Origin of the sequence: Homoserinibacter sp. YIM 151385 (genome assembly GCF_027912415.1) — a bacterium.
In the GTDB taxonomy this organism is placed as follows: Bacteria; Actinomycetota; Actinomycetes; order Actinomycetales; family Microbacteriaceae; genus Schumannella.
Map to the genome: position 1 here is coordinate 2,606,775 of NZ_CP115175.1, position 23,858 is coordinate 2,630,632.

The window sequence follows — 23,858 nt, forward strand, 5'->3', positions numbered from 1 at the left end:
ATTCTGCCTGGGCGGGCGCCGGGCGAGGGCGTGCCGGGCCGGTGTGCGTCGTCCGCGCGGTTAGGGTCGCAACCGTGACCCGCCGACTCACCGTGCTCTACGCCGCCCTCGAGGCGCTGCTCGCGGTCGGCATCGGCGTCGCCATCCCTCTCGTGCCGCTCACCGTGCTGTGGGCGGCGGAGTACGGCTTCGGCCCCGACTGGGCGGTGTTCTGGCGCGCCGCCGTCGACACGTGGCTCATCGGGCACGGGGTCGATGTGACGCTGCGCCTCGACCCGGCGCTCGCCGGGGGGCTGGGCGGGGCGGCGACCGAGCCGGTCGTCGTGACGCTGGCGGCGCTCGGCTTCGCCGTCCTGACGCTCCTGCTCGGCGTCCGCGCCGGCGGCCGCGTCGCCGAGACGGGCCACCGGCTCCTCGGGGGCGCCGTCGCGACGGCGGCCGTCGGCGTGCTCGGGCTCGCGCTCGCGTGGACGGCGGTCCACGAGGCGGCCAGGCCCTCGCTCGTGCAGGCGGGCCTGCTGCCGGCTGCGATCTTCGGCGCCGGCATCCTCATCGCGGTCCTCCGGGCGGGCCCCGAGGTCGGCCCCGATGCCCCCGGCAGCTCGCTCCGCGACTGGATCGCCGACTGGCCGCCGCGCCTGCGCGTCGCCGTCGCGGGCGCGCTGCGTGCGGGCGCCGCCTCCGCCGCGATCGTCGTGCTCGTGTCGGCGGTGGGCGTCGCGGTGCTCGTCTTCGCCTCCTACGCGGAGATCATCCGGCTGTACGAGTCGCTCCACAGCGAGGTCGCGGGCGGGATCGCGCTGACGCTCGGGCAGCTCGCGGTCGTGCCCAACCTCGTCATCTGGGCGGCGTCGTGGGCCGTCGGGCCGGGCTTCGCGCTCGGCACGGGCTCCACGATCTCGCCGCTCGGCACGGCCGTCGGGCCCGTCCCCGCGGTGCCGATCCTCGGCGCCCTGCCCGCAGGCGAGCTCGACTACGGCTTCGCGGCCGTCCTCGTGCCGGTCGCGGCCGCCTTCCTCGCGGGCGCCTGGCTGCGGAGCGGGCTCGTCCGCCGCATCGACTCGCGGCCGGGCGCGGCCGGCTGGCTGGTCGGGACGGCAGTGGGCGGCGCGCTCGTCGGCGGCGCCATCATGGGGCTCCTCGCCTGGTGGTCGGGAGGCTCGGCCGGCCCGGGCCGGCTGGTCGAGGTGGGGCCGGACCCGCTGCTCGTCGGCGCGATCGCGGCGGGGGAGTTCGCCCTGGGCCTCGGCGCGGGGGTCGCGGCGGCGGGGGTCGGGCGGCGCTTCATCGGCGCCGACGACGGCGATGCGGCCGAGATGCCGAGCCACGACGCCGAGCGCCGGGGCGAGCCGGCTGCGCCGCTCGGCGGCCCCGACGCGAGCCGCTAGGCTGGGGCGGTGCTCCGGCTGGTCGTCCTCATCTCCGGGGGCGGCTCCAACCTCCGGGCCCTCCTCGAGGCCTCCGAGGACGCCGCCTTCCCGGCCCGCGTCGTCGCCATCGGCGCCGACCGCGACGCGGAGGGCCTCGCCCACGCCGAGGAGTTCGGCATCCCCGCCTTCACGGTGCCCTTCACCGCCTACCCCGACCGCGAGTCCTGGGGTGCGGAGCTCGTCGAGCAGCTCGGCGTGTGGGAGCCGGACCTCGTCGTCCTCTCCGGCTTCATGCGCCTGCTCCCGCCCGCCGCGGTCGAGGCGCTCTCGCCGGGGCTCATCAACACGCATCCCGCCTACCTCCCGGAGTTCCCGGGGGCGCACGGCGTCCGCGACGCGATCGCGGCCGGCGTGACGCAGACGGGCGCGAGCGTCATCGTCGTGGACTCGGGCGTCGACTCGGGGCCGATCATCGCGCAGGAGCGCGTGGCCGTCCTCCCGGGCGACACCGAGTCGACCCTCCACGACCGCATCAAGCTCGTCGAGCGGCGGCTGCTCGTGCAGTCCGTCCTCGACATCGCCGACGGAACCATCGACCTGAAGGAGCTCGCGTGAGCGGCCCCCAGCACGACCCCGCCCTGTACCGCCCCCGCGACGTCGTCCCCATCCGGCGCGCCCTCATCTCGGTGAGCGACAAGACCGGGCTCCTCGAGCTCGCGGCGGCGCTCGCCCAGGCGGGCGTCGAGATCGTCTCGACCGGCTCGACCGCGAAGACGATCGCGGAGGCCGGGCATCCGGTCACCGAGGTCTCGAGCGTCACCGGGTTCCCCGAGTCGCTCGACGGCCGCGTCAAGACGCTCCACCCCGCCGTGCACGCCGGCCTCCTCGCCGACCTCCGCCTCGCCCACCACGAGGCGCAGCTCGAGGAGCTCGGCATCCGCGCCTTCGACCTCGTCGTCGTGAACCTCTACCCCTTCGTCGAGACGGTCGCCTCGGGCGCCCAGGGGGATGCCGTGGTCGAGCAGATCGACATCGGCGGCCCCGCCATGGTGCGCGCGAGCGCGAAGAACCACGCGAACGTCGCGATCGCCGTGAGCCCCGACAGCTACCCGCAGATCGTGAAGGCGCTGCAGCTCGGCGGCACGACGCTCGCGCAGCGCCGCCGCCTCGCGACCGCCGCCTTCAGCCACACCGCCGCCTACGACACGGCCGTCGCGGGCTGGTTCGCGAGCGAGGGCTGGGTCGACGGCGGCACGCCCGACACGAGCGACTTCGCCCCGACCCTCACGCTCCGCGGCGAGCTCGCGTCGTCGCTGCGCTATGGCGAGAACGCGCACCAGGCCGCCGCGCTGTACACGACCGACACGACCGCGGGGATCGCCCAGGCGGAGCAGCTCCACGGCAAGGAGATGTCCTTCAACAACTACGTGGATGCGGATGCGGCGCTGCGGGCCGCCTACGACCACGAGGAGCCGACGGTCGCGATCATCAAGCACGCGAACCCGTGCGGCATCGCGACCGCCTCCGACATCGCGCGGGCGCATCGCAAGGCGCACGAGTGCGACCCGGTCTCCGCCTTCGGCGGCGTCATCGCCGCGAACCGGCCCATCACGCTGGCCGCGGCGGAGTCGATCAAGGACATCTTCACGGAGGTCGTGGTCGCGCCCGACTTCGAGCCGGAGGCGCTCGCCGTCCTGCAGTCGAAGAAGAACATCCGTCTCCTCCGTCTGCCCGCCGACTTCGTGCGGCCGGCGCGCGAGGTGAAGCAGATCTCGGGCGGCCTGCTCGCCCAGGACGTCGACGCGCACTTCGCGCCGGTCTCGAGCTGGACGCTCGTCGCCGGCGAGCCCGCCGACGAGGCGACCCTCGCCGACCTCGAGTTCGCGTGGCGCGCCTGCCGCGCCGTGAAGTCGAACGCGATCCTCCTGGCGAACGGCCGGGCGGCGGTCGGCGTCGGCATGGGCCAGGTCAACCGCGTCGACTCGTGCCGCCTCGCGGTCGAGCGGGCGGGCGAGCGCGCCGCGGGCAGCGTCGCGGCCTCGGATGCGTTCTTCCCGTTCAGCGACGGGCCGCAGATCCTGCTGGATGCGGGCGTGCGCGCGATCGTGCAGCCCGGCGGCTCGGTCCGCGACGAGGAGACCATCCAGGCCGCCCAGGCGGCCGGCGTCACGATGTACGTGACGGGGGAGCGGCACTTCTTCCACTGAGCGCGCTCCTCGTGCGCTCCGGGTGCGCTCCTCGACGGGCGCGGGTGTGCCGATTCTCGGAGGTCCGGCCCGATCTGCGCCCGCGGGATGCGATCCGGGCGGATTCTCCGAGATGCGGTTCGGACCCCCGGCTGCGCGCTCCTCGATGAGCGGGGTCGCGCCTACAGCTCGGCGTGCAGCTGCCAGACGCGCTCGGCCGAGTCGCGCCAGCTGAAGGCCCGCGCGCGGTCGCGCCCCTGCACCCCGAGGCGCGCCCGCAGCGCGTCGTCCTCGAGCACGCCGCGGATCGCCGCCGCGAGGCGCCCCGGGTAGCCCTCGCCCGGCTCCAGCGCGACCGCGAGGCCGGCATCCGCGGCGACCTCCGCGACGGCGGGGGCGTCGGAGTGGATGACGGGCACCCCGAAGTGCATCGCCTCGAGCACGGGCAGGCCGAAGCCCTCCGCGAGGGAGGGGAACACGAAGACCTCGGCGCGGCTCATGACGAGCGCGAGGTCCTCGTCGTCGAGGCGGCCGAGCGCGCGCACCCGGCCCTCGGGCAGGCCGGCGTCCTCCGCGACAGAGGCGACATCCACGTCCCCCCAGCCGGCGGGGCCGACGACGAGCAGCGGCAGCTCGCCCGCGGCCCCCGTCCCGAGCGCGCGGATGAGCGGCTCGAGGCCCTTGCGCGGCTCGAGCGTGCCGACGGCGAGCAGGTAGCGCTCCGGCAGGTCGAGCTCGGCGGCGCGCGCCTCCGGGTCCTCGGGCAGCACGAGCGCGGTACCGACGGCCCCGCCGATGACGCGGATGCGGTCGCCGAAGCCGAGCAGCTCGTCGAGCTCCGCGGCGACGGCGTGGGTCGGCACGACGACGGCGTCGGCGTAGCGGTGCGCGCGCCTGATCATCGACTTGTGCCAGGAGACGCCGCGGGGCGTGAGCGTCTCGGGGTGCGTCCACGGGACGACGTCGTGGATCGTGACGGCGACCTGCGTGTCCGGGTTCTCGACGCGGTCGTGCCGGGCGAGCGGCGCGAGCGGGCTCATGGCGTGGATGAAGCCGCGGCCGGGCAGGGCGGTGAAGCCGAGCTGCCACGCGGCCGAGAGCTCGCGCCGGGCGAGCGCGCTCTTGTGGAGGGCGCCGAGCCCGGGGAGTCGGCGCGCGATCCGCTCGTAGTCGGGCTCGGGGGAGGCGGAGACGAAACCCTCGACGACGGCGTCGCCGGGCGCGGTGTCGATGAGGGCTCGGGTGAGCTCCTCCGCGTAGCGGCCGACGCCGCCGGGCACGGGGGAGATCATCTGGTCGATGATGACGCGCAGCGTCGTCATGCGCGGCCTGCTTCCTGCTCGGGGGATTCCACCATGGCCTCCGCGAGCGCCTCGCGCCAGTCGCGGAGCGGCGGGATGCCGGCCGCGGCCCACGAGCCGTGGCCGAGCACGGAGTACGCGGGGCGCGGGGCGGGCGTCGGGAAGGCCTCGCTGCCGACGGGACGGACGCGGTCGGGGTCCTCCCCGTCGAGCTCGAGGACGGCGCGCGCGAGCTCGACGCGGCTCGCCGCGCCCGAGGCGGTCGCGTGGTGGACGCCGGCGGGCGCACCGGCCTCCACGAGGCGCAGGATGCCGTCCGCGACCTCCGGCGCCCAGCTCGGCTGGCCGACCTGGTCGGCGACCATGCTCAGCTCGGGGTGGCGGGCCGCGAGTCGGCGGACGAGGGCGGGGAACCCGGCGTCGCCGCCGTACAGCCAGGCGGTGCGGACGACGAGCGCCCCAGGGTGGGCGGCGCGGGCGAGCCGCTCGCCCGCGGCCTTCGTGCGCCCGTAGGCGCCGAGCGGCGCGAGCGGGGCGTCCTCGGGGTAGGGCGAGGCGGCGCGGCCGTCGAAGACGTAGTCGGTGGAGACCTGCACGAAGCGCGCTCCCGCCGACGCCGCGGCCATCGCGACGTGCTCCGCGCCGAGGGCGTTGACGGCGTGCGCCGCAGGCTCGGCGGCCTCGGCGTCGTCGACCGCCGTCCAGGCGGCCGAGTTGACGACGATGTCCGGGCGGAAGCCGGCCACGGCATCCCGCACCGCGCCGCGTGACCGGATGTCGAGCTCGCGGGAGCCGGGGGCGCGGACCTCGTGGCCGGCCCCGGCGAGGGCTGCGGCGAGCGCGCGGCCGAGGAGGCCCGTGCCGCCCGTGACGAGCCAGCGCATCAGTCGAGCCCGGCGCGCTGCTTCAGCGGCTCCCACCAGTCGCGGCGCTCGCGATACCAGTCGACGACCGCGGCCAGCCCCTCGCGGAACCCGACGCGCGGCGCGTAGCCGAGTTCGCGCCGGATCTTCGCGATGTCGACGCTGTACCGGCGGTCGTGGCCCTTGCGGTCCTCGACGGGCTCCACGGAGGACCAGTCGCGGCCGGTCGCCTCGAGCAGCAGCTCGGTGATCTCGCGGTTCGAGAGCTCGGTGCCGCCGCCGATGTTGTAGATCTCGCCCGCGCGCCCGCCCTGGAGCACGAGCGCGATGCCGCGCACGTGGTCGTCGACGTGCAGCCAGTCGCGCACGTTGCCGCCGTCGCCGTAGAGCGGCACCGGCCGGCCGTCGAGCAGGTTCGTCACGAACAGCGGGATGAGCTTCTCGGGGAAGTGGTACGGCCCGTAGTTGTTCGAGCAGCGGGTGATCGACACGTCGAGCCCGTGCGTGCGGTGGTAGGAGCGGGCGAGGAGGTCGCTGCCCGCCTTCGAGGCCGAGTACGGGGAGTTCGGCTCGAGCAGCTGCTCTTCCGTCCACGAGCCCTCGTCGATCGAGCCGTACACCTCGTCGGTCGAGACGTGCACGAACCGGGGGATGCCGGCCTCGACGGCGGCGTCGAGGAGCCGCTGGGTGCCGCCGACGTTCGTGTCGACGAAGGGCGCCGCATCCCGCACGGAGCGGTCGACGTGGGACTCGGCGGCGAGGTGCAGGATCGCGTCGTGCCCGGGGAGGAGGCCGGCGAGCAGCTCTCGGTCGCGGATGTCGCCGTGCACGAAGCGGTAGCGCGGCGAGTCCTCGACGCTCGCGAGGTTGGCCGGGTTGCCCGAGTAGGTGAGGGCGTCGAGCACCGTCACCTCCGAGCCCTCGAGCCCGGGCAGCTCGTCGGCGAGGGCGCGCCGAACCAGGTTCGAGCCGATGAATCCGGCACCGCCGGTCACGAGGACGCGCATCCGCCGATCCTAGCGGCGGTGCCCGTCCGAGGGCCGAGGGCCGGTGAGGCGTCGGAGGATGTCGCGGAGCCCCTCGACCTGCTCGGGGTCGAGCACGTGCAGGACGTGACGGCCGAGCGCGTCCCGGAGCGATGCCTCCGCATCCGCCCACGCGCGCTCTCCCGCCGAGCTGATCGAGATCTCGACGCCGTTCTTCAGGCGGGTGCGCGCGACGAGCCGCTGGTCCTCCATGCGGGTGAGGAGGTGCGAGAGGCGCCCGCGGTCCCAGCCGGTGGCGGCGGCGAGGGCGTTCTGCCTCAGCGTGCCGCCCGCCGCGTGCAGGTGGATCAGGACGGTGCGTTCCGGCTCGCCGACGTCGGACGCCGCGTTCACATCGCGGATGATCGAGGCCCGGAGGTGCTCGTTGGCGTGCTTCCAGGCCAGCCAGAGCTGCACGACGTCCATCGTCGAGTCCTCGTCCCCGGTCATGCTCTCCTCTCGCGGAATGTCACCACGCAACTGTTGCACATTCAATAGCTTGCGCGTAGTGTTGAATCCGCAACAGAAAGTGAGGTGGTGCATGTCCCTGAACGCCGAAGAGCGTGAGCGCACCAGCCGCGAACTGCGACAGGGCCTCTCCGCCCTCGGGCTGGACCGCGTGCGGCTCGCCCGGCAGCTGGGCTGGTCCGAGGCGCGAGTGGAGTCCGTGCTCGCCGTCGACCCCGCCTCCGACCCGGTCGACGTGTGGGAGCTGCGGGACTTCCTCGTCGAGACGGCGACGAGCCGCGGGTCGAAGCCCGCTCCGTTCACCGTCCTCACGCCCTCGGCGCGCGTGCGGGCCGGCGCGTGGTTCGCGCTCCGCCGCCCGCCCCGGTGCATCCCGGATATCTGATCGACTCACCACCAGAGGAACCCACCATGACCAGCACCTCCTTCCCCACCCGCGCATTGGGCTCGACCGGTCTCACGACCGGCGCCGTCGGCCTCGGCGCCGAGATGATGTCGAACGAGCCGCTCAGCCGCGAGACCTCCGTCGCCACGATCCGCGCCGCGCTCGACGCCGGCATGAGCCTCATCGACACCGGCGACTTCTACGGCATGGGCGACAACGAGGAGCTGATCCGCGAGGCGCTGCGACCCGGCGACCGAGAGCGGACGATCCTGAGCGTGAAGTTCAACGGCCTCAAGGATCCGGCCGGCCGCTTCGTCGGGATCGAGGGGCGCCCCGAGCACGTCAAGAACTTCCTGACGTACTCGCTGCGCCGACTCGGCACGGACCACGTCGACATCTACCGTCCCTCCCGCCTCGCCGCCGATGTCCCGATCGAGGACACCGTCGGCGCGATCTCGGAGCTCATCGACGCCGGCTACGTTCGCCACCTCGGCCTCTCCGAGGTCGGCTCCGAGACCATCCGCCGCGCCCACGCCGTGCATCCGGTCGCCGACGTGCAGCTGGAGTACTCCGTCTTCAGCCGCGGCATCGAGCGCGACATCCTCGGCACCTGTCTCGAGCTGGGGATCGGGATCACGGCGTACGCCGTCCTCGGCCACGGCCTGCTCACCGGCGACTTCCAGCGCGACGCCGTCGACCCCCGCTTCAAGGGCCACCTGCCGCGTTTCGACGCGGAGAACCTGCCGGCGAACCTCGCACTCGTCGACGGGCTCCGTGTCGTCGCCGAGCGACGGGGAGTCAGCGTGGCGCAGCTCGCGATCGCGTGGGAGCTGGCGAAGAGCGAGCGAATCGTCCCCCTCGTCGGCGCGCGGCGGCCGGAGCGCATCGCCCAGGCCCTCGAGGCCGCGCACCTGGTCCTCAGCGCGGAGGAGGTCGCCGAGATCGAACGCCTCGTCCCGGCCTCCGCGATCGCCGGCACCCGCTACGCGGCGCCGCTCATGGCGCTCCTCGACAGCGAGCGCTGAAGGCGCTCGCGCTCGGGCCGGCGACCACATCGGCGCTCCCCGCCGCCGATAGGGTGTGGGTGTGAAGGGGATCATCCTGGCCGGGGGCACCGGCACGCGCCTGCACCCCATCACGCAGGGCATCTCGAAGCAGCTCGTGCCCGTGTATGACAAGCCGATGATCTACTACCCGCTCGCGACGCTCATGTCGGCCGGCATCCGCGAGATCCTCGTGATCACGACGCCCGGGGATCGCGCCGCCTTCGAGCGCCTGCTGGGCGACGGCTCGGGGCTCGGCATCCGCCTGGCCTACGCGGTGCAGCCCGAGCCGGAGGGCCTCGCGCAGGCCTTCCTCATCGGCGCCGACTTCATCGGCGGCGACGACGTCGCGCTCGTGCTGGGCGACAACGTCTTCCACGGCCTCGATCTCGAGGGCGCGGCCGAGGCGCCGCTCGACGGCGCGCGTATCTTCGCCTACCCGGTCTCGAACCCGAGCGCCTACGGCGTCGTCGAGTTCGACGCGGAGGGCCGGGTGCTCAGCATCGAGGAGAAGCCCGAGCACCCCCGCAGCCGCTACGTCGTGCCGGGCCTCTACTTCTACGACGCGGACGTCGTCGAGATCGCGCGCGGCATCCGTCCGAGCGCCCGCGGCGAGTACGAGATCAGCGAGGTCAACGCCACCTACCTCGCGCAGGGACGCCTCCACGTGCAGCCGCTCGATCGCGGCACCGCGTGGCTCGACACGGGCACGGTGGAGTCGATGGTCGCCGCGACCGAGTACGTCCGGGTCATCGAGGCGCGGCAGGGCCACAAGATCGGCTGCATCGAGGAGATCGCCTGGCGGCGCGGCTGGATCGACGACGCGCGGCTGCTCGCGCACGCCGATGCACTCGCGAAGAGCGGCTACGGCGACTACCTGCGCGGGCTGCTCGACTCGTGACCCGCGGCTTCCGCCCGGAGATCCAGGCACTTCGCGCGCTCGCCGTGCTCCTGGTGGTGGGCTTCCATCTCTGGCCGGAGCGCCTCTCGGGCGGCTACATCGGCGTCGACGTCTTCTTCGTCATCTCCGGCTACCTCATCACCGACCACCTCGTGCACGGGCTCGAGCGCGAGGGCAGGATCGACGTCATCCGATTCTGGGGACGCCGCATGCGGCGTCTGCTCCCCGCGGCGCTGCTCGTGCTCCTCGTCACGCTCGCCGCGGTGCTGCTGCTCGCGCCGTCGACCAGGGCCGCGCAGTTCGCGACCGAGATCGGCGCCGCGGCCGTCTACGCGCTGAACTGGGTCCTGGCCGCGAACGCCGTCGACTACTTCGCCGAGAGCAACCTCGTCTCACCCGTGCAGCACTACTGGTCGCTGTCCGTGGAGGAGCAGTTCTACTTCATCTGGCCGCTGCTGCTCGTCCTCGCGGCGATCCTCGCGCGCCGTGCCGGCCGCCGGCTCCGCCCGGTGCTCGTCGCGCTGCTCGCCGTCCTCGGGGCCGCCTCCTTCGCCGTGTCGATCGTCATGACGGCGGCCGACCAGCAGTTCGCGTACTTCGCGACGCCGACCCACGTCTGGGAGTTCGCACTCGGCGGGCTGCTCGCGCTCGCCGGCGCCCGGGTGACCGCCGTCGCCGCGAGGATGCCCGGGCTCGCCGCCGCGGCCTCCTGGGCCGGGCTGCTCGCGATCCTCGTCTCGGCGCTCGTCTTCGACGGGGCGACCGCGTTCCCGGGCTGGATCGCCGTGCTTCCCATCGGCGCCGCGGTGCTCGTGATCGCCGCCGGGATGCCGGGGACCCGGCTCTCCCCGGCCCCGCTGCTCCGCCTCCGGCCCGTGCAGTGGGTCGGCGACGTCTCCTACTCCCTCTACCTCTGGCACTGGCCGCCCATCGTGCTGCTGCCGTTCGCGCTCGGTCGCGACCTCGGCACCCTCGACAAGCTCCTCATCCTCGCCGCGGTGCTCGTGCTGGCGGGCGCGACGAAGCGCATCGTCGAGGATCCGCTCCGCGGACTCCCGCTGCTCGCCCGCGGTCGGCTCCGCTCGCTCGTCGCGGGGGCGGCGGCGAGCGCGCTCGTGCTCGGGATCGCGGCGGTCCCGGTGGCCATGGCGAGCGCGGCGACCGCCAACGCGCTCGCCTACTCGGAGGACCGCGTCGCGGCGATGCGGGCCGGCGACGCGCCCTGCTTCGGCGCCGCCGCCGCCCTGGAGGGCGCCGACTGCCCCGACTCCCACCTCGTGGACCCGCAGCTCGGCCCCTCGGCGGCCGTCGACGACTCCCAGACGGCCTGGCTGGAATGGAAGGCCGAGCGGGATCCGTTCTTCCGGCTGGACTGCGAGATGGCGACCCCGGACATCGAGGAGTGCCGCGGGGGATCGGCGCAGCCGAGCGCGACGATCGCGCTCGTCGGCGACTCCCACGTCAACCACCTGCTCCGCCCGGTCATGGAGCTCGCCAAGGCGCACGACTGGCAGGTCCTCGAGTACATGAAGGGCTCCTGCCGGCCGACCGCGCCCGACTACGCGAGCAACGTGCCGAAGGAGCAGCGCCCGGATTGCACGCGCTGGAAGTCGGAGATCGGCGAGTTCGTCGCCGATCGCCCCGACATCGACCTCGTGGTGACCTCGGGAGCCGTGCAGGGCTACGCGGTGCGGCCGGACGGGCCGAGCGGCGAGGCGGTCGCGGACGCCTTCGGCGCGCTCTGGACCCAGTGGCGCTCCGCGGGGATCCCGGTCCTGGCGGTGTCGGACGTCCCCCGGCCCCGGGGCCGCGACATCCCCGACTGTATCGTCGAGAGCGGCGTCGACGAGGATCCCTGCGCCATGCCGCGCGACGAGATCGTCGCGGAGGACGGCATCATGATCGCCGCGTCGCGGGCGGACGACCGCGGGATCGGCTCGATCGAGCTCTACGACCGCTTCTGCGACGCCGAGACGTGTCATTTCGTCGTCGGCGGCGTCATCACCCACAAGGACAACAACCACATGACGTCGACCTTCGCCGCCACGCTCGCGCCGGAGCTCGACGAGCGGATCCGAGCGCTCCTCGACGCGGGCTAGCATGGGACGGCGCCGAGAGACGGCGCCGTCGAGCTCTCGGAGTGCCCATGCCCTCGCCGATCGCGTCGCTGCGCGCGCTCCCGCGCGAGGTGCGCTGGGGTCTCCTCGGCGTCGTCGCGCTGTATCTCGCGACGGTCGCCTTCAACATCGTCGTGCTCCCCTGGCGAGGCGCCGCGGACAGCTACGACCACATGGACTACATCTGGCAGGTGTGGAACGGGCATCTCCCGGCGCCGTACGGCCACGAGCTGCCGGGCATGAAGGAGCCGGATCCCGGCGGGACGACCCGCCATGCGACCGCCTCGCATCCTCCGCTCTACTACCTGCTCATGGCGGGCCTGGTCGGCCCGCTCCTCGACTCGGGCGCGTGGGAGTCCGCCGTCCTCGTCACCCGGATCTTCAACGCGCTCGTCGGCCTCGCGATCCTCGGGGTCGCGGCCTGGCTCGGCTGGCGCGTCGGCGGCCGCCTGCGGGCGCCCCTCGCGATCGCGCTCCCGGCGACGACGGTGCTCGTGACCGCGTTCATGAAGGTCGCGGGGGACAGCTACAACGACGCCTTCGCGACCCTCTGGGCCTCTGTCGTGCTCGCCTGCGCGATCGTCGCGCTGCTCGAGGGTCCGCGACGCACGCTCCTGATCGTGCTCGGCATCGCGGCGGTGCTCGGCGTCGCGACCCGCTCGACGATCGTTGTGACCGCGGCGCTCGGCGTCATCGCCGTCATCGCCGCGTTCGTCGTCCACCGTCCGGAGTGGCGGCTGCGGCGCCGCATCGGCGTCGGCGTGGGCTACGGCGCCGCGGTGCTCGTCGCGGGCGTGGCGGCGATCGGCTGGTACTTCCTGTTCAACCTCGAGCGCTCGGGATCCTGGTTCCGCTCGCGTGTCCAGACGGCGGTCGCCGGGCGGGAGAAGAAGTCGCTCCTCGACAACCTCTCGGATCCGGACTTCTACCTCGTCGTCCCCGGGCGCCTTCTCGGCCTCCGAGACTGGAACGGCCTGCTCCCGATCAACTTCCCGCTCTCGCTGCTCCTCTCGGCGATCTGCATCGCCGGCCTCGTGATCCTCGCCCGTCGCGCCCGCCGCGCTGCCGCGCCGGGACGCCTGCCGGTGATCCTCGTCGTCGTGCTCGCCGCGGTGCAGCTCGCCGGCCTCTACGCGATGCAGCTGCAGCACGCGACGGGCTGGGGCCTCATCAACATCCGGTACTTCCTCCCCGGGCTCCTCATCATCGGCATGGTCCTCGCGGTCGGGTCGCTGGGATACGAGCGCGCCCGAGGCTGGGTCGCGACGGCGGTGATCGCGGTGCTCGCCGGCGCCGCCTTCGTGGACTCGGTCTGGTTCCTCAGCCGCTTCGTCGAGGACGCGACGCCGCTGAGCATCCTGCGCCGCGTCGCCGACCGGGTCGAGAAGAACGGCGTGCCGCTCGAGACGCTCCCCGTCCTCGCGGTGCTCGCGGTCGTCGCGCTCGCGGTCGTCGCCGCGGCGCTCCACCGCGCCACGGCGCCCGCCCGGCTGCTCGAATCCGCACCCCGATCGGGGCCGGGCGAGCGCTGAGGCCGCCCGGGTATGCTGTCGTGGTCCGACCGACGAGCGGCGCCGCCGATTCCGGTCGACCACGACTCCCGCCACCCACACCTTCGTAGACGGAGACCAGCTTGCTCGGCCGACTGAAGCGCATCGCCAAGAACCTGCTCGCGATCACCTGGATCCGGAACGCCTACGAGGTGTTCAACCGGGTGTTCCTGGAGAGCTTCGGCTCGAGCCGCATCCTCGCGCACATCTACTACTTCTTCTCCTTCGTCACCTTCAACCGCGAGCAGGCCGGCGTCCTCCGCGGTCGCCGCGACTACTACCGCAACAAGAAGAAGCACCGCCTCACGCACGTCGAGCTGCGCCGCAACATCCACCGGCTCGAGAAGGGCATCATCATGCTCCCGCGCCGCGACGTGTTCGCGCGCGACTACATCACGGAGACGATCGAGTTCTACGCACAGGCGGTCGAGCAGTGCCAGGTGGCGCCCGGCACGATGGATCAGAGCGAGATGGACTGGGCGCACGACGTGCTCGTCGAGTACTTCCGGGTGAACACCGGGACCGCCCCCGCGGTGGATGCCGCCCGCGCCCGCTTCGAGGCGCTCGGCTACGGCGCCGAGTCGACCGGCAAGATCCCCTACGTCAAGAAGCAGCTCTCCGACATCTCGTACGCGCAGTTCGAGGAGCTCGCGATGCAGCGCCGCTCGGTGCGCTGGTTCGAGCAGAAGCCCGTCCCGCGCGAGCTCATGGATCAGGCGCTCCTCATCGGCCGCCAGGCGCCGACCGCCTGCAACCGACTGCCCTACGAGTTCCGCGTCTTCGACGATCCGGAGATGGTGAAGACGGTCGCGGGCCTGCCCTTCGGCTCGGCCGGCTATGCGCACAACATCCCCTCGATCGTCGTCGTGGTCGGCAAGCTCGAGAGCTACTTCAGCCCGCGCGACCGCCACGCGATCTACGTCGACTCCTCGCTCGCGGCGATGTCGTTCATGTTCGCGCTCGAGACGCTCGGCCTCAGCTCGAGCGTCATCAACTGGCCCGACTTCGAGCCGCTCGAGGCGAAGATGCAGAAGACCCTGGGGCTCGGCGTCTCCGATCGCGTCGTCATGCTCATCGCGGTCGGGTACGCGCACCCCGAGGGCCTCGTGCCGTTCTCGCAGAAGAAGGAGCTCGGCACCTTCCGCAGCTACAACCGCCTCGCCTGAGAAAGCCCTCATCCGACGCGCCGAAGTTGTCAAGCCCGTTGGAATCGGCTGGCAAGTTTGAGAGAGTTGCCTCGTTCGGGTGACAGAACGGGGGAGTCCTATGCGCGATCGAAGGATGACGGGGTCGACAGCGGCCGATGTGGAGACGAGCGTCTCCGACGCGAGGCCGTCGACGGGAGCCGGCCGCCGCCATCGGCACGCGCTGCTCGGCGGAGTCGGCGCGCTCGCGATCGGGCTCTCGCTCATGGTCGCGGCCCCGGCGCAGGCGGCGCCGACGCCCCAGCTCACGATCACGACGCAGCAGACCGAGATCCGCAAGGGCGAGGCGCCGCGGCTGTCCGGCACCGTGAAGCTGAGCGGGAAGGCCCTCTCGGGCGTCACGGTGACGATCCAGACCCGCCTCACGACGAAGTGGAGCACCGCGATCACCGCGAAGACGAACTCGAAGGGCGTCTTCGTCACGAACGTCCAGCGGGTGAAGCGCGCCGACATCCGCGCGTACCTCGGCGCGAGCTCGAAGTGGGCCTCGGCCGCCTCGGAGCCCGTCTCCGTCGAGCTGACGGAGGCGCCCCAGACGCTCGAGCAGAAGCAGGAGCTCCTCGCCGCGCAGCTCGGCGCCGCGACCTCGAAGCTCATGACCGGGACCTCCAAGAAGGGCGTCAAGATCCGCTGGCAGCGCTACTCGAGCGGCTACCTCCTCGAGCGCAACACCGGCAGCGGCAAGGAGCGCACCTGGTACATCTCGGCCAAGTTCGCGGAGCCGTACCGCAAGGCGGGCTCGGCGCTCAGCACGCTCGGGGTGCCCACGCAGGACCCGCAGTGCGGCCTGCTCGACACCGGCTGCATGCAGGAGTTCGACGGCGGCGTGATGTACCGCAACCCGAAGGGCAAGGCGACGACCACCGCCAACGCGACCCTCTGGACCGGCAACGTCGCGAGCACGAAGATGATCGCCGTCGAGCGCACCCAGCTCGGCTACGTCGAGCCCGGATTCCGCATCAACAAGTACACGAGCTGGAGCGGCTACCGCGTCGCGTGGTGCGCCATGTTCCAGACCTGGGCCGGCTTCGCCGGAGGCGAGTCGCAGGCGGTCCCGAACGCGAAGAACTTCGACCAGTTCAAGGCGCTCGCGCGCCAGCGCGGGCTGTCGAAGGGCAAGCCGAAGACGGGAGCGGTCGTGTTCCTCGCCTTCGGCGGCGGGAACGTCGCGACCCACGCCGGCATCGTCACCAAGGTGAACTCGAACGGCACCATCGACACGCTCGAGGGCAACGTGACCCAGGCGAACGGCTCGCGGAAGGTCGTCGCCAAGACGCGGCCGACCACGATGGTCACCGCCTGGTTCATGCCCAAGGAGTAGGCGGGGGATGGACGGGTCCGCCGTCACCCCGGAGCTCATCGTCCGCGCGGTGCTCGAGCTCGGCCTGCTGCTCGCCGTGCTTGCGCACCTCCTCGTCGCGACCGATCTGCGGCGGCGTCTGTACCCCCTGGGGGCGGGCGCCGTCGCGGTGCTCTGGGTGTTCGTGTTCGCCTGGGGCGCCGTGCAGGCCGTGGACCGCTGGCAGTACGACTACCCCGGCCAGCCCTCCTTCGTGCCGCTCACGCGCTTCGCGATGTACCAGGCGCAGCTGCCGGAGTCGGTGGAGGACAGCTACCTCTGGTCGGCGCGCGACGCCGGAGGCGAGGAGCTGCCGCTGAACTTCGCCGACGAGTTCGAGACCATCGGCCTGCCGCCCATGTCGACGCGCATGCGGGTGCTGCTCGACGAGGCGAGGGGCGAGGACGCGGGGGAGCGCGAGCGCGCCGCCGCCGAGCTCGACCTCTGGGCGGCGGGCGTCGCCGCGGCGCTCGAGGATCGCGGCGAGTCCGCGGCGGAGATCGGCTTCTCGCGCGTCACCGGCACGCCGGCCGCGCCCGAGGTCGAGCTCGTGCGGTCCTGGGCCGTCGTCGCGGGTGCGGCCGAGCCGCGCGAGGACGAGGCGGCGGCACCGTGATCGCCCGCCTCCGCGCCGCCCTCGGCGCCATCCGACTCCACGAGTCCGCGACCGCCGAGTCGCTCGCGGCCGGCCGCATCCTCGTGCTCGCGATCTGGATCGTGTTCCTCGCGCAGGATCCCGTCTTCTCGCTGCTGCACCTGCCGATCGAGCTGTTCCAGCCCTACGGGGTGTTCCGGCTCGCGCCGGACGGCGTCTGGGCGGCGCTGCTCACGCCGGCCGGGCTCTGGTCGCTCAAGGGCGGCGCGATCGCGCTCGCGGCCTGGGCGCTGCTCGGCCTCCGCGGCGCCCGCGGCGCGGCCCTCGCGCTCGTCGCCGTCGGGCTGCTCTACCTCGAGGTGAAGAAGGGCTTCGGCGGGCACTGGGATCACCGCGAGCTCACCCTCGTCTACGTCACGGGCGTGCTCGCGCTCACGCCGGCCTGGGATGCGCTCGCCCTCCGGCGGGGGCCCGCGCCGGCCCGACGAGCCGGCGCCCACCGGGCGGGGCTCCTCGCGGTCTCGCTCGTCGTCGTCATCCAGTACCTCTTCATCGGCATCGCGCGCCTCGCCATCGGCGCCCCGGGCGTGTTCCTCGGGGGCACGCTCCAGAACTGGATCGAGAACCGCAACCTCCGCCCGAATCCCTACGGCTTCGACCTCGGCACGCTGTTCCTCGACCCGGTCTGGGCGGTGCCCCTCGACCTGCTCTTCCTCGGCGGCACGCTGCTCGAGGTGGGCGCCGTGCTCGTGCTCTTCCTGCGGCCGGGCTGGCTCAAGCTCGCGCTCGTGGTCGGCTTCCTCGTCTTCCACCTGTCGATCTTCGTGCTCATGAACGTGTCCTTCGCCGAGAACATGGTGCTCGTCCTCCTCTTCTTCGACCTCGCGGCGCCGCTGCGGGCGATCCGGCGCGCCCGGGCGATCGAGCGGCCCGCCGACCCGGTGCGGCCCGAGCCCGAGCCCGCCGGGCGCCGCGGCGCGCTCGCGGCCTGGTTCGCGGGGCCCTCGTGAGCGGCGCGAGCGCGACGGCGCCCGTCTCGGGTCGCGAGCTGCGGCCCGAGATCCAGGCGCTCCGGGCGGCGGCCGTGCTCGGCGTCGTCGTCTTCCACCTCTGGCCCGCGCGCCTCCCGGGCGGCTACGCGGGCGTCGACGTGTTCTTCGCCATCTCCGGCTTCCTCATCACGGCGCACCTGCTGCGCGAGCTCGAGGCGAGCGGCCGGATCTCCCTGAGCCGCTTCTACGCGCGCCGCATCCGGCGACTCCTCCCCGCCGCCATGCTCGTGCTCGCCGTGAGCCTCGTCGGCGTGCTCGCGCTGAGCCCGGAGGGCCAGCGCCGGGATTTCGCGATCGAGATCGGCGCGAGCGCGGTCTACGTCGTGAACTGGGTGCTCGCGGCGAACGCGGTGGACTACTTCGCGGTCGAGCAGGACGCCTCGCCCGTGCAGCACTACTGGTCGCTCTCGGTCGAGGAGCAGTTCTACCTGGTCTGGCCGGTGCTGCTCGTGCTCGCGACCCTGCTCGCCGGCGCGGCCCTGCGCCGCCGCCGCGCCGCCTGGGCCATCGCGATCGGCCTCGTCGCGGTGGGCGGGCTCGTCGCCTCGGTCCTCATGACGGAGGCCTCCCCGAGCTTCGCCTACTTCGCGACGCCGACCCACGCCTGGGAGTTCGCGCTCGGCGGGCTGCTCGCGCTCGCGGGCGGACGCGTGCTCGGCCGCGCCGGGCCACGGCTGCGCGGCGTGCTCTCCTGGATCGGGCTCGCCGCGATCCTCGCCGCCTTCCTGCTCTTCACGGGCGAGACGCCCTTCCCGGGCTGGGTCGCGCTGCTGCCGGTCGGCGGCGCCGTGCTCGTCATCGCGGCCGGGGCGCCCGACTCGCGGCTCGCGCCGACACGGCTCATGCGCCTGCGCCCCGTCGCGTTCCTCGGCGACGTCTCGTACTCGCTCTACCTCTGGCACTGGCCGCTGATCGTCTTCGCGCCCGCGCTGCTCGGCCGCGAGCCCGGCCTGCTCGAGAAGCTCGGCCTCCTGCTCGCCTCCGTGCTGCTCGCCTGGCTCACGCGCGTGGCGGTCGAGCGGCCGGTCATCCGCGGTCGCGTCTGGTCGCTGCGCCGCATGAGCTTCGGGCTCGCGGCCGTCACCTCGCTCGCGCTCCTCGCGGGCTGCGTCGCGGTCGTCTCGGACGTCGATCGCCGCGCCGCCGCGGCGCAGGCGCAACTCGAGGAGGAGCTCGAGGCGGCCGCGACCCCGACGCCGAGCGCCGACCACGAGGCGCCGCCGCGCTCCTGTCTCGGCGCCGCCGCGCTGCCCGCGCCCGAGGACTGCGAGTACCGGCTCGCGGTCGACCCCGCGATCGGCGCCGATCCCGACGGCCTGGTCCTGCCGCCCCTCGACGGGGGCGACGTGGCGGGCGCCGCGCCCGTGGTGCACGAGTGCGAGGAGCTCGGCGATCAGGAGACGCGCTGCACGATCGGCAGCACCGAGCCGGATGCCGTGCTCGCGGTCGTCGGCGACTCGCACGCCGAGATGTACCTGCCCGCGCTCACGGGCCTGCTCGCGGAGCGGAACTGGCAGATCCGCAGCTACACGAAGCGCTCCTGCCCCGCCATCGACGCGGGCTGGACGGCGCCCGACGACGTGACCTACAAGGAGAACTCGCCCGCCTGCCGCGACTGGCGCGACGAGGTGCTCGGGCTCGTCGCCGCCGACGAGGAGATCGGCGCCGTCGCGGTCGCGAGCTACACGCGCCGCTGGGGCAAGACGGCCGATGCCGCCGACCGGCGGGCGCTCGTCGACGCGCTCGCGGACACCTGGGGCGGCCTCGCGGCCGCCGGCAAGGGCGTCGTCGTGCTCGGCGACGCCCCCGTCACGGCGACCGGCCGCGTGCAGCGCTGCATCGCGGAGGGCGACCCCGCCGACGACTGCTCGCTCGCGCGCGCGGCGGCGCTCGCAGCCGACCCGGCGCTTGAGTCCGTCGCCGGGCTCCAGGCCGACCGCGTGCTCGCCTTCGACCCCGCGGACGGCTTCTGCGACGCCGCGCGCTGCTACGTCGTCGCGGGCGGGCTCGTCGCCTACCTCGACTCGCACCACCTCACCGAGGCGTACGCGCGGACCCTCGCGCCGCTCCTCGCGCCGCTCGTCGACGAGGCGATGGCATAGAATCCCCAGGGCCGGCATTCCGGTCCTCCCGCCACCTGGAGCACCGACGACTTGAAGCGACTCTCGCCCCGCGCCCGCAAGGTCCTGCGGTACTCCGTGACCGCGATCGTCATCGTGGTGGTCGGGATCCTCTTCGGCCGCGCGCTCGCCGAGAACTGGGCGCAGGTGCAGGAGGCGCGCCTCCGCTTCTCCTGGCTCATGGTGCTCGCCGTGCTCGCCTTCGCGGTCGCGGTGCCGCTCTCGGGCCTGCTCTGGGGCTCGATCGTGAACCGGCTCTCGCCCGGCCCCCGCGCGCACGTCGGCGAATCGATCGCGGTGCACTGCGCCTCCTGGCTGCTGAAGTACATCCCCGGCCAGGTCGGCTCGCTCGTCAACAAGGTGCTCTGGGGGCAGCGCAAGGGGCTCGGCCGCACGCTCGTCGGCATCACCTTCATCTACGAGAACGTCTTCATGGTGCTCGCGGCGATCGTGCCGAGCGTCGTGATCCTCATGGTGAGCCTCGGCGCCGAGATCATCGGGGCGAACATCGGCACGCTCATCCTGCCGCTCGTCGCGATCGTGCCGCTGCTGCTCATCTCGAACCGCTGGGTGTTCCGCCGCCTCCTCGCGCCCGTCGCGCGCCGAGCCTTCAAGCAGGAGCTGCCGCCGGAGTACTTCCTCACGACCCCGCAGACCCTCCGGTACCAGCTGCTCTTCGTCGGACCCCGCCTGCTCAACGGCCTCGGCTTCGTCCTCGTCGTCGCCTCGATCACGGACGTCGAGCCGGGCGCCTGGATCCCGCTCGCGGCCGCCTACATGCTCGCCGGCGCGGCTGGGATCCTCGCGATCCTCGTGCCGAGCGGGCTCGGGGTCCGCGAGGCCGTCATCGTGCTCTTCGCGGCGCAGTACATGCCGCTCGCCCAGGCGATCGTCGCCTCGCTGCTCGCCCGCCTGCTGTCCACCATCGCGGACGCCGTCGTCGCGCTCGTCTACGTCGCGCTCCGCCACACCATGCCCAGAGATCCGCTCGAGGAGAAGGCACCCGCATGACCAAGACCCCGCACATCACCGTGATCGGCTCCGCCCTGTCGGGCAACAAGGGAGCCTCGGCGATGCTCGAGAGCTCCATCCAGACGCTCGGCGAGCGCCTCCCCGGCGTCCGCTTCACGCTGCTGAGCATGTACCCGGGCGAGGACCGCAAGCAGAACAGGTACCCCAACCTGGAGATCGTCGCGGCGAACCCGAAGCAGCTCGGCATCACGATCAACTCGCTCGCGCTGCTCTACCGCATCCTGCCGCCGCTTCGCCCCCTGCTGCGCCGCAGCTCGAAGGCGATCAGGGCGCTCGCCTCGAGCCAGGCGCTGCTCGACCAGGGCGGCATCACCTTCACGGACGGCCGCGAGAAGTTCCTGCTCTACAACGTCGCCTCGATCCTGCCCGCGATCAACGTCGGCACGCCCGTCTTCAAGTGCGCCCAGGCGGTCGGGCCGTTCACGAACCCCGTCAACCGCCGGGCGGCGAAGGCCTTCCTCCCGAAGGCCTCGACGCTCGTGACGCGCGGCAGCATCACGCACGGCTTCGCGGAGAAGCTGGGGCTCAAGAACCTCTACGCCGGCGCCGACTACGCCTTCTCGCTCGAGCTCGACGGCACCGAGGAGGCGGCCGCGGCGAAGCACTTCGAGCTGGGCTTCTTCGAGGGCGAGGAGGACGTCGTCGGCCTGTCGCCGAGCGTCGTCCTGCAGAAGAAGGTCGACGAGCGCGGCGGCGACTACACCGGCCAGATGGTCGCCTTCATCGACGCCATGACGGCGGCCGGCCGCAAGGTGCTCCTCGTGCCGCACAGCGTGCGCACCGGCACCGACAAGACGCACAACAACGACCTCCCGCTCTGCCGCGAGATCTTCCGCCGCGCCGCCGACAAGAGCCAGGTGCTCTTCCTCGACCGCGAGCTCGACTCGCAGGTGCTGCGCTATCTCATCGGCCGCTGCGACCTCTTCGTCGCGAGCCGCTTCCACGCCATGGTCTCCTCGCTCGCCATGTCGGTGCCGACCCTCGTGATCGGCTGGAGCCACAAGTACAAGGAGGTCCTGGAGATGTTCGAGCTCGAGGACCGCGCCTTCGGCCACGACAAGCTCGAGCCGGCCTACCTCCTCGAGCGCTTCGAGGAGCTCGCGGCCGAGCGGGAGGCGGATGCGGCGAAGCTCGCGGCGCACCTGCCCGAGGTCAAGGCCCGCTCGCTCGCGCAGGCCGACCTGATCGCGGAGCTCGTGAGGTCCCGCCTCTGAGCTCCTCGTCCGCCCGTCGCGACCGGCGGCTCGCCTAGAGCGGGCCGCGGTCGTGGCGGCGGCGGCCGCGCAGCTCCCAGGCGAGCCGCAGGCGCAGGCCGGCCCTGATCGCGAGCCGCACGGGCGCGAGCCACCATTCGGGATGCTTGCGCGCGATGTAGCGGTAGGCGCTCTCGTGGTGCGCGCGCAGCGTGCGGCCGGGGCTCTTGCGCGCCGTCGTCGCGCCGATGTGGACGACCCGCGCCGAGGGCACGTAGAGGTTCACCCAGCCGGCCTCGCCGAGCTTGCGACCGAGATCCACATCCTCGAAGTACATGAAGTAGCTGTCGTCGAACCCGCCGACGGCGTCGTAGGCCTCGCGCCGGATGAGGAGGCAGGCGCCCGAGAGCCAGCCGGTCGGCACCTGCTCGCCGCGGGCGACGACGTCGTCCTGCCGGTAGCGGGCCGTCCAGGGGTTGCCCCGCCAGAGGTTGGCGAAGAGGGCATGGCCGATGCCGGTGCGGAAGGAGGGCAGCTCGCGCGCCGAGGGGTAGGGCGTGCCGGCCTCGTCGACGATGAGCGGGCCGGCCGAGCCGACCCGCTCGCCCGCCTCGGCGGCGTCGACCAGCCGGTCGAGGCTGCCGGGGCCGAAGCGGCTGTCGGGATTGACGACCATGATCCAGGCGGCGTCGCCCGCGTGCGCCGCGACCGCCGCGTTGACGGCGCCGCCGTAGCCGAGGTTCGCGCCGTTCTCCTGCACCACGACCTCGGGGAAGTCGGCGCGCGTGCGCTCGATCGAGCCGTCGGTCGAGCCGTTGTCCGAGACGACGACGCGCACGGGGCCCGCCCCGGCCTCGGGGATGCCGGCCAGCAGGCCAGGGAGCACGTCGCCCGAGGAGTAGCTGACGGTGACGACGAGCACCTCGCCGCGCCCGCTCATCGCGCCCCCTCCGCCGCGAGCCGGAAGGCGCGTGCGTGCGCCTCCGCGCTCGCGGCCCAGGTGAACTCCGCGGCCCGCGGCGGCCCGGCGGCGGCGAGGCGCTCGCGCAGCGCGGGGTCCTCGAGCAGACGGCGCAGTGCCCCCTCGATCTGCGCGGACCCCGTGCCCGTGTACTCGACCGCGTCGCCGCCGACCTCCGGGAGGGCGAGCTCGCGCGTCGTGAGCACGGGGGCGCCGCAGGCCATGGCCTCGAGCACGGGGAGGCCGAAGCCCTCGCCGAGGCTCGGGTAGGCGAACACCGTGGCGCCGCCGAGCAGCGGGGGCAGCTGCTCGATCGGCAGGTAGCCGAGGAGTCGGACGTCGACGTCGGCCGGCAGGGCGGCGACGAGCGCCCCCGTCTCCTCGTCCCAGCCGGGCGCGCCCGCGATGACGAGCGCGGGGCGCAGCGCCGCCGGCAGCGCGGCGACCGCCCGCACGAGGGCCGCGACGTTCTTGCGCGGCTCGACCGTGCCGAGGAAGGCGATCCACCGCTCGGGGAGCCCGAGCGACTCGCGCAGCGCGGCCGTCTCGGCGGCGCTCGGCCGGCGGAACCGCTCGAGGTCGACGCCGTGGAAGGCGACGACCTCGTGCGCGGGGCGGCGCCCGACGTGGCGGGCGACCTCCTCGGCGGTCGCGGCGCTCGGTGCGACCGCGACGGCCGCGCGGCGCACCGCGAGCCGAATCCAGGACCGGAAGAAGCGCCGCTTGAGCGGCGAGTGCAGCTCGGGGTGGGAGAAGAAGGTCGCGTCGTGCAGGGTGACGACGACGGGCACGGGGGAGCGCAGCGGCAGCGTGTAGTGCGGCGAGTGGATGACCTCGGCGCCGACGCGGCGCGCGAGGCCGGGGAGGCCGAGCTGCTCCCAGAGCAGGCGCAGCGGTCGGGCCGACCAGCGGGCTCGGAGCGCGAGGATCCGGGAGGCGGGCGCCGCCGCCCGGAGCCGCTCGCGGTCGTGCGACTGGCCCACGATCACGAGCTCGACATCGTCTCGCGCGTCGAGCTCGCCCGCGAGCTGATGCACGTACCGCCCCACCCCGCCCAGATCGCGAGGGATCGCCGTGGCGTCGAGCAGGACTCGGACTGCTTTCGTCAACGCGGCGCCTCGAGTTCCCTGGATTTCCGAACGGCTACCATTA

Annotated in this window: 21 protein-coding genes; 15 read left to right on the plus strand and 6 right to left on the minus strand. The window is 73.2% G+C overall.

All coding sequences use genetic code 11. The features are described 5' to 3' along the window. The first annotated feature begins 74 nt into the window (after positions 1-74). From OF852_RS12655 to purH, 3 genes are read left to right on the plus strand one after another with little or no spacing between them, the layout of a single operon-like run. Positions 75-1,388, plus strand: a complete 1,314-nt coding sequence (locus OF852_RS12655; protein ID WP_271119515.1) for a cell division protein PerM — start codon at positions 75-77, stop codon at positions 1,386-1,388. 9 nt (positions 1,389-1,397) lie between these two features. Next, positions 1,398-1,985, plus strand: coding sequence for a phosphoribosylglycinamide formyltransferase (gene purN / locus OF852_RS12660; RefSeq protein ID WP_271119516.1), 588 nt, complete (start codon positions 1,398-1,400; stop codon positions 1,983-1,985). Beyond that, complete coding sequence (gene purH / locus OF852_RS12665) at positions 1,982-3,577, plus strand: bifunctional phosphoribosylaminoimidazolecarboxamide formyltransferase/IMP cyclohydrolase (RefSeq protein WP_271119517.1); 1,596 nt, start codon at positions 1,982-1,984, stop codon at positions 3,575-3,577. Before purN ends, purH begins: the two co-directional genes overlap by 4 nt. A gap of 161 nt (positions 3,578-3,738) precedes the next feature. Here the strand turns inward: purH and OF852_RS12670 are convergent, their stop codons facing one another. Genes OF852_RS12670 through OF852_RS12685 form a run of 4 tightly spaced genes read right to left on the minus strand, consistent with a single transcriptional unit; the run spans position 3,739 to position 7,195 of the window. Continuing rightward, positions 3,739-4,878, minus strand: coding sequence for a glycosyltransferase family 4 protein (locus tag OF852_RS12670; protein WP_271119518.1), 1,140 nt, complete (start codon positions 4,876-4,878; stop codon positions 3,739-3,741). Further along, a complete protein-coding gene (rfbD, locus tag OF852_RS12675) occupies positions 4,875-5,741 on the minus strand; it encodes a dTDP-4-dehydrorhamnose reductase (RefSeq protein WP_271119519.1) in 867 nt (288 codons plus the stop codon). The genes OF852_RS12670 and rfbD overlap by 4 nt, the downstream gene beginning before the upstream one ends. Continuing rightward, positions 5,741-6,727, minus strand: coding sequence for a dTDP-glucose 4,6-dehydratase (rfbB, locus tag OF852_RS12680; protein ID WP_271119520.1), 987 nt, complete (start codon positions 6,725-6,727; stop codon positions 5,741-5,743). Before rfbB ends, rfbD begins: the two co-directional genes overlap by 1 nt. 9 nt (positions 6,728-6,736) lie before the next feature. Next, entirely contained in the window at positions 6,737-7,195 is a 459-nt protein-coding gene (locus tag OF852_RS12685; RefSeq protein ID WP_271119521.1) for a MarR family winged helix-turn-helix transcriptional regulator, read from the minus strand. A gap of 91 nt (positions 7,196-7,286) precedes the next feature. Here OF852_RS12685 and OF852_RS12690 point away from each other — a divergent pair, with 91 nt between their 5' ends. From OF852_RS12690 to OF852_RS12745, 12 genes are all read left to right on the plus strand, one after another. Further along, positions 7,287-7,598: a DUF2316 family protein gene (locus OF852_RS12690; RefSeq protein WP_271119522.1), complete on the plus strand. Its 312-nt coding sequence runs from the start codon at positions 7,287-7,289 to the stop codon at positions 7,596-7,598. 26 nt (positions 7,599-7,624) lie between these two features. Next, on the plus strand, positions 7,625-8,623 hold the full coding sequence (locus OF852_RS12695; RefSeq protein ID WP_271119523.1) for an aldo/keto reductase: 999 nt from the start codon (positions 7,625-7,627) through the stop codon (positions 8,621-8,623). A gap of 61 nt (positions 8,624-8,684) precedes the next feature. Next, positions 8,685-9,542, plus strand: coding sequence for a glucose-1-phosphate thymidylyltransferase RfbA (gene rfbA, locus OF852_RS12700; RefSeq protein WP_271119524.1), 858 nt, complete (start codon positions 8,685-8,687; stop codon positions 9,540-9,542). Continuing rightward, positions 9,539-11,641 carry an acyltransferase family protein gene (locus tag OF852_RS12705; protein WP_271119525.1) on the plus strand — a complete coding sequence of 701 codons (2,103 nt, stop codon included), beginning with the start codon at positions 9,539-9,541 and terminating at the stop codon, positions 11,639-11,641. Before rfbA ends, OF852_RS12705 begins: the two co-directional genes overlap by 4 nt. Before the next feature lie 47 nt (positions 11,642-11,688). Then, a complete protein-coding gene (locus tag OF852_RS12710) occupies positions 11,689-13,191 on the plus strand; it encodes an ArnT family glycosyltransferase (RefSeq protein WP_271119526.1) in 1,503 nt (500 codons plus the stop codon). A 101-nt stretch (positions 13,192-13,292) separates the two neighbouring features. Beyond that, on the plus strand, positions 13,293-14,375 hold the full coding sequence (locus OF852_RS12715; protein WP_271119527.1) for a nitroreductase family protein: 1,083 nt from the start codon (positions 13,293-13,295) through the stop codon (positions 14,373-14,375). A 115-nt stretch (positions 14,376-14,490) separates the two neighbouring features. Continuing rightward, positions 14,491-15,735 carry a CHAP domain-containing protein gene (locus OF852_RS12720; protein ID WP_271119528.1) on the plus strand — a complete coding sequence of 415 codons (1,245 nt, stop codon included), beginning with the start codon at positions 14,491-14,493 and terminating at the stop codon, positions 15,733-15,735. 7 nt (positions 15,736-15,742) lie between these two features. Next, on the plus strand, positions 15,743-16,369 hold the full coding sequence (locus OF852_RS12725; protein ID WP_271119529.1) for a hypothetical protein: 627 nt from the start codon (positions 15,743-15,745) through the stop codon (positions 16,367-16,369). Beyond that, positions 16,366-17,358: a hypothetical protein gene (locus OF852_RS12730; protein ID WP_271119530.1), complete on the plus strand. Its 993-nt coding sequence runs from the start codon at positions 16,366-16,368 to the stop codon at positions 17,356-17,358. Before OF852_RS12725 ends, OF852_RS12730 begins: the two co-directional genes overlap by 4 nt. Further along, complete coding sequence (locus OF852_RS12735; RefSeq protein WP_271119531.1) at positions 17,355-19,502, plus strand: acyltransferase family protein; 2,148 nt, start codon at positions 17,355-17,357, stop codon at positions 19,500-19,502. The genes OF852_RS12730 and OF852_RS12735 overlap by 4 nt, the downstream gene beginning before the upstream one ends. Positions 19,503-19,553: 51 nt before the next feature. Beyond that, positions 19,554-20,531 (plus strand): lysylphosphatidylglycerol synthase domain-containing protein, encoded by a 978-nt coding sequence (locus tag OF852_RS12740; RefSeq protein WP_271119532.1) that lies wholly within the window; start codon positions 19,554-19,556, stop codon positions 20,529-20,531. Beyond that, entirely contained in the window at positions 20,528-21,766 is a 1,239-nt protein-coding gene (locus OF852_RS12745; protein ID WP_271119533.1) for a polysaccharide pyruvyl transferase family protein, read from the plus strand. Before OF852_RS12740 ends, OF852_RS12745 begins: the two co-directional genes overlap by 4 nt. A 34-nt stretch (positions 21,767-21,800) precedes the next feature. Here the strand turns inward: OF852_RS12745 and OF852_RS12750 are convergent, their stop codons facing one another. Beyond that, the gene (locus OF852_RS12750) at positions 21,801-22,685 is read right to left on the minus strand and encodes a glycosyltransferase family 2 protein (RefSeq protein WP_271119534.1); all 885 of its coding nucleotides are present in this window, start codon (positions 22,683-22,685) and stop codon (positions 21,801-21,803) included. Then, a complete protein-coding gene (locus OF852_RS12755; protein ID WP_271119535.1) occupies positions 22,682-23,815 on the minus strand; it encodes a glycosyltransferase family 4 protein in 1,134 nt (377 codons plus the stop codon). The genes OF852_RS12750 and OF852_RS12755 overlap by 4 nt, the downstream gene beginning before the upstream one ends. Between the last annotated feature and the right edge of the window lie 43 nt (positions 23,816-23,858).